The 16,448-nt window shown below is 51.9% G+C and carries 18 protein-coding genes; 3 read left to right on the forward strand and 15 right to left on the reverse strand.

The window, feature by feature from the left end; translation table 11 throughout:
• Positions 1 to 9 precede the first annotated feature (9 nt).
• Positions 10 to 282, reverse strand: a complete 273-nt coding sequence (locus tag NA986_RS15240) for a PTS sugar transporter subunit IIB (protein ID WP_000699818.1) — start codon at positions 280 to 282, stop codon at positions 10 to 12.
• Between the two features lie 80 nt (positions 283 to 362).
• The gene (locus NA986_RS15245) at positions 363 to 806 is read right to left on the reverse strand and encodes a PTS sugar transporter subunit IIA (protein WP_000901810.1); all 444 of its coding nucleotides are present in this window, start codon (positions 804 to 806) and stop codon (positions 363 to 365) included.
• A 252-nt stretch (positions 807 to 1,058) separates the two neighbouring features.
• Between NA986_RS15245 and NA986_RS15250 the strand changes: the two genes are divergently transcribed.
• Positions 1,059 to 2,078 carry a LacI family DNA-binding transcriptional regulator gene (locus tag NA986_RS15250; RefSeq protein ID WP_000026949.1) on the forward strand — a complete coding sequence of 340 codons (1,020 nt, stop codon included), beginning with the start codon at positions 1,059 to 1,061 and terminating at the stop codon, positions 2,076 to 2,078.
• Between the two features lie 5 nt (positions 2,079 to 2,083).
• Here NA986_RS15250 and yfcD read toward each other — a convergent pair whose 3' ends face one another.
• From yfcD to yfcF, 3 genes are read right to left on the reverse strand one after another with little or no spacing between them, the layout of a single operon-like run.
• The gene (gene yfcD, locus NA986_RS15255; protein ID WP_000230215.1) at positions 2,084 to 2,638 is read right to left on the reverse strand and encodes an NUDIX hydrolase YfcD; all 555 of its coding nucleotides are present in this window, start codon (positions 2,636 to 2,638) and stop codon (positions 2,084 to 2,086) included.
• A 56-nt stretch (positions 2,639 to 2,694) separates the two neighbouring features.
• Entirely contained in the window at positions 2,695 to 3,246 is a 552-nt protein-coding gene (gene yfcE, locus NA986_RS15260; protein ID WP_000772461.1) for a phosphodiesterase, read from the reverse strand.
• Positions 3,247 to 3,301: 55 nt separating this feature from the next.
• Entirely contained in the window at positions 3,302 to 3,946 is a 645-nt protein-coding gene (yfcF, locus tag NA986_RS15265) for a glutathione transferase (protein ID WP_000043012.1), read from the reverse strand.
• Between the two features lie 142 nt (positions 3,947 to 4,088).
• Here yfcF and yfcG point away from each other — a divergent pair, with 142 nt between their 5' ends.
• Both yfcG and NA986_RS15275 read left to right on the forward strand, forming a co-directional pair.
• The gene (gene yfcG, locus NA986_RS15270) at positions 4,089 to 4,736 is read left to right on the forward strand and encodes a GSH-dependent disulfide bond oxidoreductase (RefSeq protein ID WP_000566563.1); all 648 of its coding nucleotides are present in this window, start codon (positions 4,089 to 4,091) and stop codon (positions 4,734 to 4,736) included.
• A gap of 125 nt (positions 4,737 to 4,861) precedes the next feature.
• Entirely contained in the window at positions 4,862 to 5,755 is an 894-nt protein-coding gene (locus NA986_RS15275; RefSeq protein ID WP_001166274.1) for a TIGR01777 family oxidoreductase, read from the forward strand.
• A gap of 51 nt (positions 5,756 to 5,806) precedes the next feature.
• Here the strand turns inward: NA986_RS15275 and hisP are convergent, their stop codons facing one another.
• The 10 genes from hisP to NA986_RS15325 form a co-directional block, all read right to left on the reverse strand.
• On the reverse strand, positions 5,807 to 6,580 hold the full coding sequence (gene hisP, locus NA986_RS15280) for a histidine ABC transporter ATP-binding protein HisP (RefSeq protein ID WP_001293591.1): 774 nt from the start codon (positions 6,578 to 6,580) through the stop codon (positions 5,807 to 5,809).
• A 13-nt stretch (positions 6,581 to 6,593) separates the two neighbouring features.
• The gene (gene hisM / locus NA986_RS15285) at positions 6,594 to 7,301 is read right to left on the reverse strand and encodes a histidine ABC transporter permease HisM (protein WP_000569771.1); all 708 of its coding nucleotides are present in this window, start codon (positions 7,299 to 7,301) and stop codon (positions 6,594 to 6,596) included.
• Positions 7,298 to 7,984 (reverse strand): histidine ABC transporter permease HisQ, encoded by a 687-nt coding sequence (locus NA986_RS15290; RefSeq protein WP_000965498.1) that lies wholly within the window; start codon positions 7,982 to 7,984, stop codon positions 7,298 to 7,300. The genes hisM and NA986_RS15290 overlap by 4 nt, the downstream gene beginning before the upstream one ends.
• A 182-nt stretch (positions 7,985 to 8,166) precedes the next feature.
• On the reverse strand, positions 8,167 to 8,949 hold the full coding sequence (gene hisJ / locus NA986_RS15295; RefSeq protein WP_000731868.1) for a histidine ABC transporter substrate-binding protein HisJ: 783 nt from the start codon (positions 8,947 to 8,949) through the stop codon (positions 8,167 to 8,169).
• Positions 8,950 to 9,186: 237 nt separating this feature from the next.
• A complete protein-coding gene (gene argT / locus NA986_RS15300; protein WP_000754423.1) occupies positions 9,187 to 9,969 on the reverse strand; it encodes a lysine/arginine/ornithine ABC transporter substrate-binding protein ArgT in 783 nt (260 codons plus the stop codon).
• Between the two features lie 288 nt (positions 9,970 to 10,257).
• Positions 10,258 to 10,827: a UbiX family flavin prenyltransferase gene (locus tag NA986_RS15305; RefSeq protein ID WP_000825680.1), complete on the reverse strand. Its 570-nt coding sequence runs from the start codon at positions 10,825 to 10,827 to the stop codon at positions 10,258 to 10,260.
• A gap of 26 nt (positions 10,828 to 10,853) precedes the next feature.
• Complete coding sequence (locus NA986_RS15310) at positions 10,854 to 12,260, reverse strand: amino acid permease (RefSeq protein WP_001528328.1); 1,407 nt, start codon at positions 12,258 to 12,260, stop codon at positions 10,854 to 10,856.
• Between the two features lie 63 nt (positions 12,261 to 12,323).
• The gene (locus NA986_RS15315; RefSeq protein WP_000281907.1) at positions 12,324 to 13,427 is read right to left on the reverse strand and encodes an alanine/ornithine racemase family PLP-dependent enzyme; all 1,104 of its coding nucleotides are present in this window, start codon (positions 13,425 to 13,427) and stop codon (positions 12,324 to 12,326) included.
• A 1-nt stretch (position 13,428) separates the two neighbouring features.
• Positions 13,429 to 14,850 (reverse strand): APC family permease, encoded by a 1,422-nt coding sequence (locus NA986_RS15320; RefSeq protein WP_070793981.1) that lies wholly within the window; start codon positions 14,848 to 14,850, stop codon positions 13,429 to 13,431.
• A gap of 90 nt (positions 14,851 to 14,940) precedes the next feature.
• A complete protein-coding gene (locus tag NA986_RS15325) occupies positions 14,941 to 16,338 on the reverse strand; it encodes a diaminopimelate decarboxylase family protein (protein ID WP_000132306.1) in 1,398 nt (465 codons plus the stop codon).
• Positions 16,339 to 16,448: the final 110 nt, after the last annotated feature.

Raw genomic sequence — 16,448 nt, forward strand, 5'->3', positions numbered from 1 at the left:
CAGCAATAATTATTGTTTAGCGAACCATGCGCGCAGCTGCGTTTCCAGTTCGTTGATGTCGATGATGTTATTGATCACCACCAGTTGGCTTTCCGGTACGCTGGCGCTGGCCGCGATATCTTTGGCCATTACAAAAAGATCGGCAGCCCCGGGCGTGGCCGATGAGAGATCGGAGTGTTCCACCTCGGCGTCAATATTGAGTTTCTTTAATACTTTTTTAATGTTCATTTCTACCATAAAACTACTACCCAGGCCGGAACCGCAAATTGCCATGATTTTCATTATTGTCACCTTTTAAAAGTAGAGTTGGTCTGCATCACGCACGGGCGTAATGTTATTTACCGCAAGAAAATGGAATAAAATCAGAAACGGTCAATAATCGTTTTAATGTCCTCCAGGTTTTTTGCCTGATGTAATTTTTCCATATCTACATCACTGGAAAATAATTCCGCCAGCGCCGATATCATTTCGATATGACTGTGCTTATCAGGCGCCGCCAGCATAATAATGATGTCAACCGGATCGAATTCGTCTGCGCCAAATGAAACGCCGCGCTGTAGTTTCAGTAACGATAAACCTAACCCTTTCGCCCCCTCTTCCGGCCTCGCATGCGGCATCGCTAACCCTGGCGCTAATACATAATACGGCCCAAGCTTTTGGTGCTGCTGAACAATCGCCGTAATGTATTCCGGTGCGATAACACCTGCGTCCAGCAGGGGTTTGCCGCAAATTTCCAGCGCCTGCGGCCACGTTTCCACGCTCTCCTGTAGCGTGATGGTTGCGTCAGATAACCAGGTCCCCAGCATGTTATTCGCCCCCACGGTGTATGAAATTATGAACAAACTTTATTCAAGCCATTCGATATTAGCTGCGATCGTTATCACAAAGATAGCGCTACCAGCGACTATTACTCAGAATTGTGATAGCGCTATCAAATTAAAATCATGGTGTGAAATCACAGCAAAAAAGCGGATTTAAGGCGTATACTGCCAGTCATGCGAAGCAAAGAACGACAATAAAAAAGCATCTCAACATGTTGTAATGACGCAGGAATTTGTATGTCGATACCCCGTAAACGGCGCAGTACCGGTAAAGTGACTATCGCCGATGTAGCCCAACTTGCCGGTGTAGGCACGATGACCGTATCACGAGCCTTACGCACGCCGGAACAGGTCTCTGATAAACTCCGGGAAAAAATCGAAGCGGCAGTGCATGAGCTGGGCTATATGCCTAATCTCGCCGCCAGCGCGCTGGCGTCTGCCTCCTCGCACACCATCGCAATGGTCGTACCGAACCTTGCGGAAGCGGGGTGTTCTGAAATGTTCGCCGGGCTGCAACAAATTTTACAGCCCGCTGGCTACCAGATTATGCTGGCGGAATCGCAGCATCGCGTGGAACAAGAGGAGAAGCTGCTCGAAACGCTGCTGGCCTCCAACATTGCCGCGGCGATTCTGCTTAGCGTCGAACATAGCACTACCGTGCGCCAGTGGCTGAAAAATGCCTCTATCCCGGTGATGGAGATGGGCGCGATTCGCAGCGATCCTATTGATATGAATATCGGTATTGATAACGTTGCAGCAATGTATGAGCTGACGGAAATGCTGATTCAGCGCGGTTATCAGAATATCGGGCTGCTATGCGCCAATCAGGAGCAGTGGATTTTTCAGCAACATCTGCACGGCTGGTACAAAGCGATGCTTCGCCACCATATGTCGCCAAACCGGGTGATTAATGCCGCCTTGCCGCCCAATTTTTCTACCGGCGCGTCGCAACTGCCGGAGTTTTTACTGGCGTGGCCGGAGCTGGACGCGCTGGTATGCGTATCGGATGAGCTGGCCTGCGGCGCGTTATACGAGTGCCAACGACGGCGGATCAAAGTTCCGGACGATTTAGCGGTGGTCGGGTTTGGCGATAGCGATGTCAGCCGGGTCTGCCAGCCGCCGTTAACCACCATGGCCGTACCGCACCGTAAGATTGGCAGTGAAGCCGGACGGGCGCTGTTGGAAAGGTTAAATCAGGGAAACTGGAGCGATCGAAAATCCATCGCCTCCAGTTTATGTATGCGGGAAAGCTGCTAAAACGCTTATTCCGTCTCTTCCGGTTTCTCCTGAAGCGCAGCTTCGTTTTTGGCGTTGCGGGTCATCCACAGCGCCAGCGCTTTGAGCGAGTCCGGCGTAAACTCATCACAGCGCGCGGTGATCTCCTCCGGAGTCAGCCAACACACTTCGCTGACTTCATCTTCCTGAAGCGCGAAAGGCCCGTGGGAAACGCAGCTAAACAGCGCGCCCCAAACCCGGCAATGTTGGTCTTCAAAGTAAAACAGACCGTGTTCGGCAAACGGCACGCCTGCAATACCCAACTCTTCTTCCGCTTCGCGGCGGGCAGATTCCAGTAGCTGCTCATCAGCCTGGACCACGCCGCCTGCGGTAGCATCTAACATACCGGGCAAAAAATCTTTTGTTTCGGTACGACGCTGCACCAGAATTTTACCCATACCATCATGAACGACGATATACGTCGCACGATGCCGTAAGCGTTGCGCACGCATCTGTTCCCGGCTGGACTGTGCAATGACTTCATTGTCTTCATTCACAATATCCACCCATTCCGTACTTGCCAAACGACGCTGTTCCACCATCAGGAAACCTTCTTATTTCTGGCGCTCTTACGGCGCATTTACGTTTGTGAGGTAAATTACGAGTTAATTGCAACCTGCGCAATGATACTTTGATCATTGAGTGCGATTACGCTCAACACATTATCATCCAGAATACCGTAGCTTGCCGCATACCCGCCTTTCGGAATGCTCACTGACCCAGGATTAAAGTGATACAGCCCTTCCTGCTGTTGCGCCACTGGCAGATGCGTATGACCATAAACCAACACATCGCCAGTATGCAGAGCGGGCGGATTCGTCGGCCCGAAGAGGTGCCCATGCGTTAAAAATAGCCGCCTCTCTTGCGTCAATATTTGCTGCCACGGCGCAGTTATCGGGAAATGCAGCAGCATCTGATCCACTTCGCTATCGCAGTTGCCGCGCACGGCAATGATTTGCGTCGCCACCGCGTTCAGGCGTTCGGCGACCTGGGCGGGCGCATAGCCTTCAGGCAGCGCATTTCGCGGCCCGTGGTTAAGGACATCGCCTAATATCACCAGCCAACGCGCGCCGCTTTGCGCGAACCGCTCAAGCACGCGTTCCGTGGCGGGTAAAGAACCATGAATGTCCGATGCGAACATCAGTTTCATCGCTCACTCCTCGTTGTGAAAAACGGCGTTATGATACTGGAATATGAATAGATTTTCAGCCTGAACGCTTCGAGGAAAGCGCAATAAAACGCTGTACGGAAGCACGCTGCCACTGGAATGTCGCATACGCCGCCAGCGACGTCGGCACGTCATCGCCATGCAGCGCCAGACGATTGATCATCAATGCCAGATCGGTATCGGCAATGCACCATTCACCAAATAAATTTTGCGTCCCTTGCCCCAATAGCGCTTCAGCCGTCGCAAACAGTTTTGCCGCGCTGGCTTTTCCAGCCTCGCTTAGCGGCGCTTTTTTCGCCCCGGCAAACACCACGTCGGTAGGCCGTTCTTCGCGAAGCGGTAGTAAATCGCTGCGTAGCCACGCCTGAATCTGTCGCGCGCGGGCGCGTTTTTGTAAATCGTGCGGGTAGATACGCTCCCACTGCGGCGGCGCGAAACGCTCCTCCAGGTATTCCGCAATAGCGGACGACTCGCTCAACTCAAAATTGTCGGCCTCAAGCACCGGTACGCGCTGCGTCAGCGCATATCCCCGCCAGCCAGGTTGCAGATGTTCTCCCTGGTCCAGATCGCGGGTTTTCAGAGTAAAGGAAAGCCCTTTTTCTTGTAATGCCACCCAGGCGGACAAGACGTAGGGAGAGAAAAAGTTCGCATCCGACCACAGCACAATAACAGGCTTACTCATAATGTCCTCTTGAGGGCGTATTAAGTTTCTTCCCAAAATATAGCGTCTTTCGCCTGCTGTCACCTGATGAAAACTCACACACATCAGGAGGCTTTCTATACTTAATTCAGCCCAGACTCTTTACGCACATGCAGGAGCCAAAATGATTGACCTTTACTACGCCCCCACGCCCAACGGGCATAAAATAACGCTGTTTCTGGAAGAGGCGGAGCTGGCGTATCGTTTGCTAAAAGTAGATATCAGCAAGGGCAATCAGTTTCGCCCTGATTTTTTGGCTATCTCTCCCAATAATAAAATTCCTGCCATCGTCGATCACGCCCCGGCAGACGGCGGTCAACCGCTTAGTCTTTTTGAATCCGGTGAAATTCTTCTCTACCTGGCGGAAAAAAGCGGCAAACTGCTTAGCGGGGAGCTGCGTGAACGCCATACCACGCTGCAATGGCTGTTCTGGCAGGTCGGCGGGTTAGGGCCGATGCTGGGCCAGAATCATCACTTTAACCATTTTGCGCCGCAGGCCATCCCCTATGCGATTGAACGCTATCAGGTTGAAACGCAACGCTTATACAACGTCCTGAATAAACGCCTGGAAACCTCCCCGTGGCTGGGCGGCGACCATTACAGTATTGCGGATATCGCCAGTTGGCCGTGGGTTAACGCACATCAGCGTCAGCGAATCGATCTTGATACCTACCCGGCGGTGTATAACTGGTTTGAACGCATTCGCACGCGTCCTGCGACAGCGCGCGCACTGTTACAAGCGCAACTGCACTGTAACAGTACGAAAGCGTAACGCGGTAGCATACATCATGTATGATGTAGAGGTATATACACGGAAAAAACCTGCGTCCGGCACCCTTATTCGTATTAAAAACCTGACATTAGGGAAGAGGAAATCCTCCCTACTCTGGAGGTCATATGCAGATTCTGATTACCGGCGGTACGGGCCTGATAGGGCGTCATCTCATTCCCCGGCTGTTAACACTGGGGCATCAGGTGACGGTCGTTACGCGCAATCCCGATAACGCGCGTCAGATTCTCGATTCCAGAGTGACATTATGGAAAGGGCTGGCGGAACGTGAGCACCTCAATGAGATTGATGCCATCATCAATCTGGCGGGCGAACCGATTGCCGACAAGCGCTGGACGTCGCAACAAAAAGAACGGTTGTGCCAAAGCCGCTGGGCTATCACGCAAAAGTTGGTGGATTTAATTCATGCCAGCGCAACGCCGCCCTCGGTGTTGATATCCGGCTCCGCCACGGGCTATTACGGCGATCTGGGTGACGTTGTCGTCACTGAAGACGAACCGCCGCACAACGAATTTACGCATAAACTTTGCGCCCGCTGGGAACAGATTGCCTGTCGTGCGCAGAGCGACCAGACCCGCGTCTGCCTGCTGCGTACCGGCGTTGTCCTGGCGCCGCAAGGCGGGATTTTGGGGAAAATGGTTCCGCCGTTTCGCCTCGGACTCGGCGGTCCGGTGGGTAATGGTCGGCAATATCTGGCCTGGATTCACATCGACGATATGGTCAACGGCATCCTGTGGCTGCTGGATAACGATCTTCGCGGTCCCTTCAATATGGTCTCGCCGTATCCCGTCCATAATGAGCATTTTGCTCATGCGCTGGGTCGCGCGCTGCGCCGCCCGGCGATTATTCGCATTCCGGCGACGGCAATTCGCTTATTGATGGGAGAGTCGTCAGTGCTGGTGCTGGGCGGACAGCGGGCGCTGCCAAAACGGCTTGAAGCCGCCGGATTCGCATTTCGCTGGTATGATTTAGAAGAGGCGCTGGCGGATGTGATTCGCTAGTTCCCAAAGCGCCGTATCCTGCCCGGTAAGCGATGCGCCGCCGGGCTTCTTTTATTTCAGCGAGCCTTTCAGGAATTGCTGTAAACGCGGGCTTTGCGGATTGCCGAACACCTGCTCCGGATCGCCCTCTTCTTCAATTTTCCCCTGATGCAGAAAAATAACGTGCGAAGAGACATGGCGAGCGAAGCCCATTTCATGCGTGACCACCACCATCGTTTTGCCTTCTTCCGCCAGTTGTTGCATGATGCGCAACACTTCGCCGACCAGTTCAGGATCGAGCGCCGAAGTGGGTTCATCGAACAGTAAAACGTCAGGTTCCATCGCCAGCGCGCGCGCAATAGAAACGCGCTGCTGTTGGCCGCCGGAGAGATGAACGGGATATTTGCCCTGAGCGCGCTCATCAATCCCCACCTTCGCCAGATATTTCAACGCCCGCTCGCGCGCGTCGTGCTTGCTTAATCCCAGTACCTGAATCGGCGCTTCCATCACATTTTCCAGCACCGTCATGTGGCTCCAGAGGTTAAAGTGCTGAAACACCATCGTCAGGCGGGTACGCAACAAGCGTAGCTGATTTTTATCCGCCACTTTGAGCTGCCCGTCTTTGTCGCGCACCAGATTAATGTTCTGACCGTTCACGATAATCGCGCCTTCGCTCGGTTTTTCGAGGAAGTTAATACAGCGCAAAAAAGTGCTTTTACCGGAGCCGGACGAGCCGATGATGCTAATCACATCTCCGGCGCGGGCCTGCAGCGATACCCCTTTCAGCACTTCATGACCGCCGTAGCGTTTGTGCAAATCGATAACGTGTAATTTATTTTCTGACATCATGTTACTCGAATTATTTAGAGGACACGTGCTGCAACCAGCGTCTTTCCGCCCGACGGAACAGGCTTATCAGGACATACGAAATGAGTAAATACAACACGGCGGCAATGCCAAACGCGGTAAACGGCTGGTAAGTCGCTGAGTTAATATCGCGGGCGATTTTCAACAAATCCGGCACCGTCGCGGTAAACGCCAGCGCCGTAGAGTGCAGCATTAAAATCACTTCGTTGCTGTAGGCAGGCAAGGCGATGCGTAATGCCGACGGCAAAATAATGCAGCGATACATTTTAAATGACGAGAAGCCATAGGCCCGTGCCGCTTCAATTTCACCGTGCGGCACCGAGCGAATCGCCCCGGCGAAAATTTCCGTGGTGTACGCGCAGGTATTCAGCGTCAGCGCCAGTACGGTACAGTTCAGTCCGCTGCGGAAAAACGCGTTAAGAAGATCGGTGCCTTTGACTATCTCCAGCGTATACATCCCCGAATAGAACACCAATAGCTGTACGTACAGCGGCGTGCCGCGAAAAATATACGTAAACAGCCAGATGGGAAAACGGATGAATTTATTACTAGAAACGCGACCTACCGCCAGAATCACCGCCAGAAGACCGCCCATCACCACCGATGAAATTAACAGCCACAGCGTAATCGCCACGCCGGTAAAACGATAGCCATCCGTCCACAGCAGGGATTTCCAGTACTCCTGAATGATCTCAATCACAAATCGGCCCTCTTCACGCCCACGGAATAGCGACGCTCAAGTAAGAGCAGCACACCATTGGAAACGGTGGTAAATACCAGGTAGATAAGTCCACAGACCACGGCAAAGTAGAAAGGCTCCCAGGTGCTTTTACCGGCAAGCTGCGTGGCTTTGACGACATCTTCCAGGCCCAGCAGCGACACCAGCGCCGTCGCTTTGAGTATCACCTGCCAGTTATTGCCGATCCCCGGCAGGGCGTAACGCATCATCGCCGGGAACATAATCCGCCGGAAGGTTTGCCCGTGGGTAAAACCAAAAGCCGTCGCCGCCTCGATATGGCCTTTCGGCACCGCCATAAACGCGCCGCGAAAGGTTTCGGTAAAATAGGCGCCGTAGATGAAACCAAGGGTGATAATACCGGCCACCATCGGATCAATATCTATCTGGTCGATACCCAGCGAATCGGTCACCACGTTAAGCGCGATTTGCAATCCGTAAAATATCAGCAGCATTAAGACCAGATCCGGCACCCCGCGAATCAGGGTGGTGTATCCTTCAAAAATAAGCCCCGTTACCCGGTTTTGCGAAAGCTTCGCCCCCGCGCCGACAAGACCGATAAGCACGGCCAGCACCACGGAACTGAGCGCCAGTTCCAGCGTGACGATCGCGCCCTGTAAAATTACGCCTGAAAACCCGTACAACATGCAGCCTGTCCTGTTGTGTGTGGTGAAGTAAGAAGCCTCTTTTGCATTTTTGCCTCACATCACGCCGGATGGCGGCTGTGCCTTGCCCGACCTACGATGCTCCCCGTAGGCCTGACAAGCGCAGCGCCATCAGGCAATGCAGACAGTCAACATTCTTTGGGCTTTATCTGCACCGACGGTGATTAACCGCCATAAACATCAAAATCAAAGTACTTTTTCGCCAGCTTTTCGTAAGTACCGTCAGCACGCATTTCAGCAAAGGCTTTATTCAGCGCTTCGCGCAGCTCGTTATCCTCTTTGCGCAGCCCCATACCGGTTCCTACGCCGAATAACTTCTCATCTTTCACCGCCGGGCCGCCGAATTTATAGTCTTTTCCGACGGGCTGTTTAAGGAAACCTTCGCTGGCCGCGACCTCGTCCTGGAACGCCGCATCAATACGGCCAGCCGTCAGATCGGAATAAATGTTGTCCTGCCCCTGGTAAGAGACGATCTCAATCCCTTTCGGCGCCCAGTGCTCATTGCCGAAGGTCTCCTGCGTCGTCCCCTGTAGCACGCCGACGCGCTTGCCTTTCAGCGACGCGACGGTCGGCTGAATATCAGAGTTCTTCGCCACCACCAGACGGGAATCAGCGGCGTAAAGCTTGTCGGTAAACGCGATTTCCTGCTGGCGCTTTTCAGTGATGGACAGCGAGGACATGATGGCATCAATTTTCTTCGCTTTTAAAGACGGAATCAGCGCATCCAGCGGGTTTTCCACGAACGTACACTGTGTGTTGATACGTTTGCACAGCTCTTTGGCCAGATCGATATCAAAGCCGACCAATTCACCTTGTGCATTTTTGGATTCAAACGGTGCGTATGTAGGATCGGTACCGATACGAATCTTTTGTGGAATAGCGGCAAATGCTGCGGTAGCGCTGGAAAATGCCAGCACCAGAGAAAGGGATAACGCCAGTTTTTTCATAACTATCCTCAACAGACTGTCTTTCCAGGAGATCTTTACAGATCCGATGCGACTATCGTGCCATTAATCAGGCCGACAAGGCAAAGCATTCTACCTTGTCAGCCGGTTTATTTTGCATAAAAATCGATTAAGTATGCATTTATGCGCCTGTTCCGCAACGGCTTATGCACCAAAAAGGTGCAAAACATCTATTTTGCACCGTGATAGTTCCCCAGCGCGGCGCGTTATCCCCTTCCCTCAATCGCCGTAGACATTAAAATCGAAGTACTTTTTGGCCATTTTGTCGTAAGTTCCGTCCTGGCGCAGTTCGGTCAGCGCTTTATCAAACGCGGCTTTTAGCTCGGTATCGTCTTTACGCAGCCCAACCCCCGTCCCGTCGCCAAAATATTTTTTATCCTTCACGGAAGGACCGGCAAACGCATACTCTTTGCCCGCTGGCTGCTTCAGGAAACCTTCGCTGGCGGCGACTTCATCCTGTAAAGCGGCATCCAGACGACCGGCGGTTAAATCGGAATAGATAAGATCCTGGTTGGCATAAGCCACCACATCCACACCTTTTGTGCGCCAGTTATCATTGGCGTAAGCCTCTTGCGTGGACCCTTGCAGCACGCCGACATGCTTGCCTTTCAGCGATTCCAGCGTCGGCTGAATGGGAGACCCTTTTGCCGCAATCAGGCGTGAATCCGCCGCGTAAAGTTTGTCGGAAAACGCAATTTCTTGCTGGCGTTTATCGGTGATAGAGAGCGATGAAATAATGGCATCAATTTTTTTCGCTTTTAGTGAGGGAATAAGCGCATCAAAGTCGCTGGCGACCCAGGTACATTTCACCTGCATACGCTTACACATTTCATTACCGAGATCGATATCAAAGCCAATAAACTCGCCTTTGGCATCTTTTGATGAGAAAGGCGCGTAGGTGGTATCTGTTCCAATACGAACCGTTTGCGGGAGCGCGGCGTAACTGGCCGCCGTCGCGCCCAGACCTATCAGCAAAGACAAAGCGAGAACGGTCTTCTTCATACATACCCCTCAAGTGGCGTCATTTTCTTATGTTTTACGTGGTGTTGTGTGTTTGCAGACTTTTTCATGCAGGTCTTATGCCATTTTCACGTCAGCAAAACGATTCGACGTTAAATTTGTTAATAAAACGTTGCAATATTGTCCTGATGTTGAAGATAGCAGGTATGACGGTTGAACCGCAGCGTTTCGGCGGCTTTTAACGAATTAAATGTTGAGGATATGATCGCGGTTACAAAATTGCCCTGAAACAGGGCAACAGGGACAATAATGCACGCTAAACAGACAACGCTATGCGCCCTGCCAGCGAACAAAAAGATCGTGCGGAAGGGGGATGTCAAACTGGTCCAAAACTCGGTTAACCGTTTGATTTATAATATCATCTAACGTCTGAGGAAGATGATAAAAAGCCGGAACCGGCGGCATAATCACCGCGCCTATCTCAGCGGCCTGGGTCATTAAACGCAAATGCCCGATATGCAGCGGCGTTTCGCGCACACACAGCACCAGAGGTCGCCGCTCTTTTAATATCACATCCGCCGCGCGGGTAAGCAGTCCGTCAGTATAACTGTGGACAATCCCCGACAGCGTTTTAATCGAACAGGGCAGGATAACCATTCCCGCCGTCGGGTAAGAGCCCGAGGAAATGCTGGCGGCAATGTCGCGCGCATCGTGCGTCACATCGGCCAGCGCCTGCACCTCGCGCAGCGAAAAATGGGTCTCCAGCGCCAGCGTTTGCCGGGCCGCCTGGCTCATCACCAGATGCGTTTCCACGCTATCGACATCGCGCAAAATTTGTAATAAGCGCACGCCATAAATCGCTCCGCTGGCGCCGCTAATTCCTACAATGAGTCGTTTCATGTTCTCTTACCGTTTACGAGCGCCGTTCATCCCACTGTGTTACGTAATCGGCTCAAAGTGGGTCTGAAGAGATACCATGACAAAAGAATCCCTATCATAAAAGCCAGCTCAACCAACATTATCACTACCCCTTGCTCACTAAACCAGGTGCCGACCATAATGGCAAAATTGGTGATAATGACAAATCGGGCCGTCCAGGGGAAAAGCGGCGATCGATAGCGTAGCAAATCGCTGGCGTACGTTCCATTACGCACCGATTGTCGGAAACGATACTGGCACCATCCGATGGTTATCCATGCCAGGCAACCCACCTGCCCGGTACTGGCGATCAGATATAAATAAAATTGCTGTGCGGGAATATAGCGGGTCAGCAACGACACCAACGCCAGCAAGGCCGTGATTAAAATAGCATACACCGGCACGCCGCCGCCGTTCGTTTTACCAAAGCAGGCTGGCGCAAAGCGATCGCCCGCCATAGACCACAGCATACGCGAACTGGCGTAAATGGCCGAGTTAGCGGCAGAAACCGCGGCGGAAAAGATCACCAGCGTCATCAGCGTATCCGCCCCGGGAATGCCCGCGTGGGAGAATACCCATACAAAGGGACTTTGTCCATTTGGCGTCAGTGCATGCGGATAGACCAGCGCCAGCACCGCAATCGCCAGGCCGTAAAACAAAATGATTCTGAGACCGATCCCCAGGATCACTTTCGGTAAAATAATGTGCGGCGATTCGGTCTCCCCTGCCGCATTTCCTACCAGTTCCACCCCCTGGAAGGAGTAAATCACGATCGTCATACAGACCACAATTTGCTCCCAACCGTGTGGAAACCACATTCCGTCTGTTTTTAACGTCGGGTGCCAGTCACTATGGCCCATTAGCGAGTAGATCATGACCCCGCCCGCGCAGATAAACAGCACGATCGCGAAGACCTTAATGGCCGAAAGCCAGTATTCGCATTCGCCAAAACTTTTTGCGGAGGTGAGATTGATGGCCGTCAGGATGAGCAGAATCGCCAGGCAGAACATATATACCGGAACCGCGGGGAAAAACTGGTGAGCAATAAACCCTGCGGCAGTGAGGTCGGCTGCCAGGGAAAAGACCCAGCTAAACCAGTAAAGCCAGCCAATGGTATAGCTCCAGCAAGGTGACGGCATAAACATCAGCGCGTAATGTTGAAATGAACCGGAGTGAGGAAAGGCGCATGATAATTCGCCAAGACACATCATCGTCGCCAGCATAATGGTTCCGGCAAACAGATAGGCCAGTAAGGTTCCCGCCGGCCCGACGCTGCTTAACGGTTCGGCAATGCCGATAAATAAGCCGGTGCCAATCGTGCCGCCCAGCGACATCATCAGCAGATGCCGTTTCTTCAGGTTACGCCGCAGACCGCCTTCAGGCTCTGCTGGCGGTGATTGTTGCAGGGTATCCATCGTTACTCCCTGTCTTTCGTGAGGTCAAAGATGCCGCCGCGACATAGCCGCGGCGGTTATGCGTTAACGCGTAAACCTCCAGGCGACGCCTTTGGTCTGGCAGGCCATTAACAGGCCCGTATAATCCAGCTCAAAGCGAACCACATCGCCTACTTTTAGCGACTGACGACAATCTTCAATATCCACCAGCGTATGATCGCTGGTTTGCCCTAAGATAGTGATAGCGTCGTCGCATGGCACACAGTTATCCGACGGCACATCCTGGCGACCAAACGCCAGCAATGCGCGTCGGCGTATGCCACGATCGACAAAGGTTTTACTTTGCAAAAAGGCATCGACGCCCAGCTCCCCGACCGGGACGGTAGGTTTACTGTTCAGTTCGATGATTTCCGCTTCCAGGATATACATATCGGAACAGGCTTTATCGACCGGTTTTGCGGAGTGGTGAAATTCATTCAGGTATTTCATGTCCACATATTCAATGCCGAATTCATGCAGTCCGCCGATGCGCAGATGATTCAGTCCCTGCGGCCAGATACCTTTATCCAGCAGGTGATAGCTGGTGCAGTTTCCCGCAGAAAGCCGCCGGACAGGAATACCGCTGTCGGCTTCCAGCCGGGCGGCCAGCGCCAGAAAATCCTCGCCATTTTTTACCGTTGGCAACACGGTGCCGTAACAATTAAAGTTGGTGCCCAGTCCATATAATTCCAGACCGGGCAGACCAGTAATCAGAGTCACGGTCTCAAGAATGCGTTGATATTCACCAAACCAGATACCCTCGCGTAAATCGCCCATATCCACCATCAGTAATACCTGATGCGTTTTCCCCTGGCGTTGGGCTTCTTGCGATAATGCCCGTAATACCACCGGCTCGCTATTTAAACTAATATCCGCGTAGCGCACCACATCTTCGATTTCACTCAGACACGGGCTGCGTAACAGGCAGGTTGTACATCCTGTCTCGCGTATTTTTTTCAAATTATAGGTTCGTGATTCAGCAATAACGGTAATTCCGCCATTGAACACCGCCTGCGCAGTTTCCACGCAGCCGTCAAAAACTTTATTGACAGCCATCACGTCAATACCGCTACTTGCCAGCAGAGCTTTTTCCGTGCGGGCGTTTTCTTCCAGCTTGCGTAGATTTATTTCCAGAACTGGCATATACATTTTATTTTCCTCCCGCCATGCTTATACGGGCATTACGTTTCTGCGCCCGATGGTAAATGTACTCCGCGACGACAACCGCCAGCACGGCTCCGCCAATAATTTTCCCGGCGTACTGGAAATATCCGCCCATATCAATTTGAGAAGGCGGAATAAATAACAGCGCAACGGCAAAGGCGATAGAAAGAAAGCCCAGCGCGGGTAAAATAGCCGGTAAAACCTTGCCCGGAATTTTAAAACTTCTTGGCGTATCCGGCTGAGTCTTACGTAAACGCCAGAACGCCGGGAACATCACCAGGTAAGGAATAAAATAGGTGATGGTCGTTAGCGCCGTTAACATCCAGTAAGCCGCCGCAACGCTTGGCGAAATAAAAGTCGAAAAACACAGGACCGTGACAATAATCGCCTGTACAGTCAAGGCAAAGGCGGGCGTTTTCCACACCGGATGTAATTTGCCGATTCGGTCCCCCAGCAGATTATCTTCACGCGAGGCTTCCTGGAGCATATAAATCGGCCCCACCAGCCAGGAGTTAATCTGCCCGAGAGCGCCAAAAAACATACAGATGGCCATAACAGGAATTAACCACGGCATATGCAGCGTGTCCGCAGCAGCATGCATAGCCTGCATGACGCCTGCCACGATGTCGGTTTTCCCGGCGGGTAAAAGCGTATTTAGCGCCCAGGTGCCGACCATATAGATCCCGACGATAACGGCGGCGGAGACGGCCATCGCTCGCGGAAAATCACGCTGTGGATTACGGGTACGCCCGGCAATCATCGGGGCGACCTCCAGTCCGGCAAACGCAAACATCATGCTGGATAAGAAAACGATCGTATCCCAGTGTCCGAGATCCGGAATCCAGTTTTTCGCTGTAGTGTAGTCCGTCTGCATCTGGTGTCCGGTACATAGCCATACCACCGCCAGTAAAATGAGGATGGCGGAGGGAATAAATACGCCGCACCAGGCGCTGATGCTATTAATAATTTTTGTCCATTCCATCCCGCGGATATTCATCAGCGTTAATAGCCAGAAAATTACCGCGGAACCAATACCGATAAACGCTTTATTTTCCGCCAGGCCGCCGCCGATCATATAGCCCAACGCGGTAAAGCCGAATTGCAGCATTAATGGGAAAAACAGTACGCAGGAAAATAGAAAACAAACCACGACAATCCATGCAATACGTTTACCAAATGCCTCTTTAATCCAGACAAATATCCCGCCATCTTTCGGCCAGCCGGTTGACAGCTCGCCGCATACCATCGCTAAAGGAAAAAACAAACAGAATGCGGCTATCACCCATAACAACATGGCCGATGCCCCGTAAGGCGCCACGTTAGGGATTTGCCGCAAACTCAGAATAGCGATGACATTCATAAAGACAATGTCTTTGATGCCAAGTAAGCCAGAATTCGTGTTACTCATGGCCATCTCCTGTTATGCATTCAGGCATCACTGCCCTCTTCTTATCATCTGACGACGGGCTTCAGCATAAAACTGAAGCCCAAAACAGTATTAATAAATGTCGTACTTGACCATATCTTCGTAACTGTCTTCCCGACGAATCAGACGCGTTTCACCATTTTTATCGATCATCACCACGCCCGTGCGCGGACGGTTGTTATAAACGGTTTGACTTTCAATGGTGTATGCCCCGGCATCAAGAAATGCGACAATATCGCCAACATGAGTCTCCTTCGGCAGTAAAAACTCTTCGCCTTTCACTCCCATGTGGAAATAATCTCCGCCATCACACAGCGGCCCGGCTAATTTTATCCAGGCGTCGTGCGCTGCCGTCATGCGAGAGGCGTTATAGACATAAAAGAACCAGTCAAAATGCTGGCTGTCAGAAAGTACGCTGTAACCGGCGTCGACAAATTTCCATTCAACGTGGCATTCCACATTGCCGTTAAGATCGTAATTTGTTTTACGTTTTTCGCAGGAGACTTCCGTCAGTAAAACCGCCGCCGACCCGGTCACTTTACGTCCCGGTTCAATACATATTTCCACATCGGTACGCCATTTATGCACTTCGCGAATGACCGCATCGGCAAAATCCTGGGCGGTAATACCGGCATACATATTATCTTTTAACGGGTCGCCATTCTCGTCGTCATATTTATAGGGAACCGGAATTCCGCCGCCCACGTTGATCAAATCAAATTTAATACCGAGCACCTCTTCCAGGCGACGGGATTCATCCACCAGCACTTTAGTCGCTTTTGCGAAAGGCTCTGACTCCGGCACCTGATCGCCCACATGCATATGCAAGCCGCGCAAATGCACATAAGGCATCGCCAGAATGCGGCGGCAGGTTTCTTCCGCCTGTTCCAGGTCGAGACCCGACTTCGCATGGAAAGCGGTAACCAGTTCCGCATGCGTCGCCGAGGGAACATTCGGCTCTACGCGGACGCAAACATTGGCGACTTTCTTCAGCTTGCGAGAGATGGCATCAATATGTTCCAGCTCATACAGGCTATCAACATTAATAAGATACAGATCGTTGGCGATGGCATACTCCAGATCGGCAGGCTTTTTCACCACGCCGTTGAAGACGATCTGATCGCCGCGAAAGCCTATCTCCAGACACTTGCGAACCTCATATTGTGAGTTTGCCTCCGCGCAAATTCCGGCGTCACGAATGGCTTTCAACACCCCCATGACCGAGCAGGTTTTTGACGCAAAGAAGGTTTTGGTATTTTTATGCGCCGCAAATGCCTGCTGGATTTCATGAATGTTACGAATAATCTCCGGCTCAGAAAACACATAGAACGGCGTGGGGTACTGGCGCGCCAGAGCGTCCAGATCGACCCCTTCAAAACACAAATGACCGTCTTTGTGCTGGAAACGGCGATCGCCGTTGATTACCTGCTCACGTAGCTGGTTGTAATTCTGCATAATCGAGTCAGTCATAACGCCCTCTGCTTAATGTTTATGGTAAAAATCCGCATTCTTTACATGGATAAAGCAAAAGGCATGCCACTATTTTTTTTATCATAATAATCAATTACTTATAAAAATAA

The organism is Salmonella sp. NW177 (assembly GCF_051811585.1).
GTDB lineage: Bacteria > Pseudomonadota > Gammaproteobacteria > Enterobacterales > Enterobacteriaceae > Salmonella > Salmonella enterica.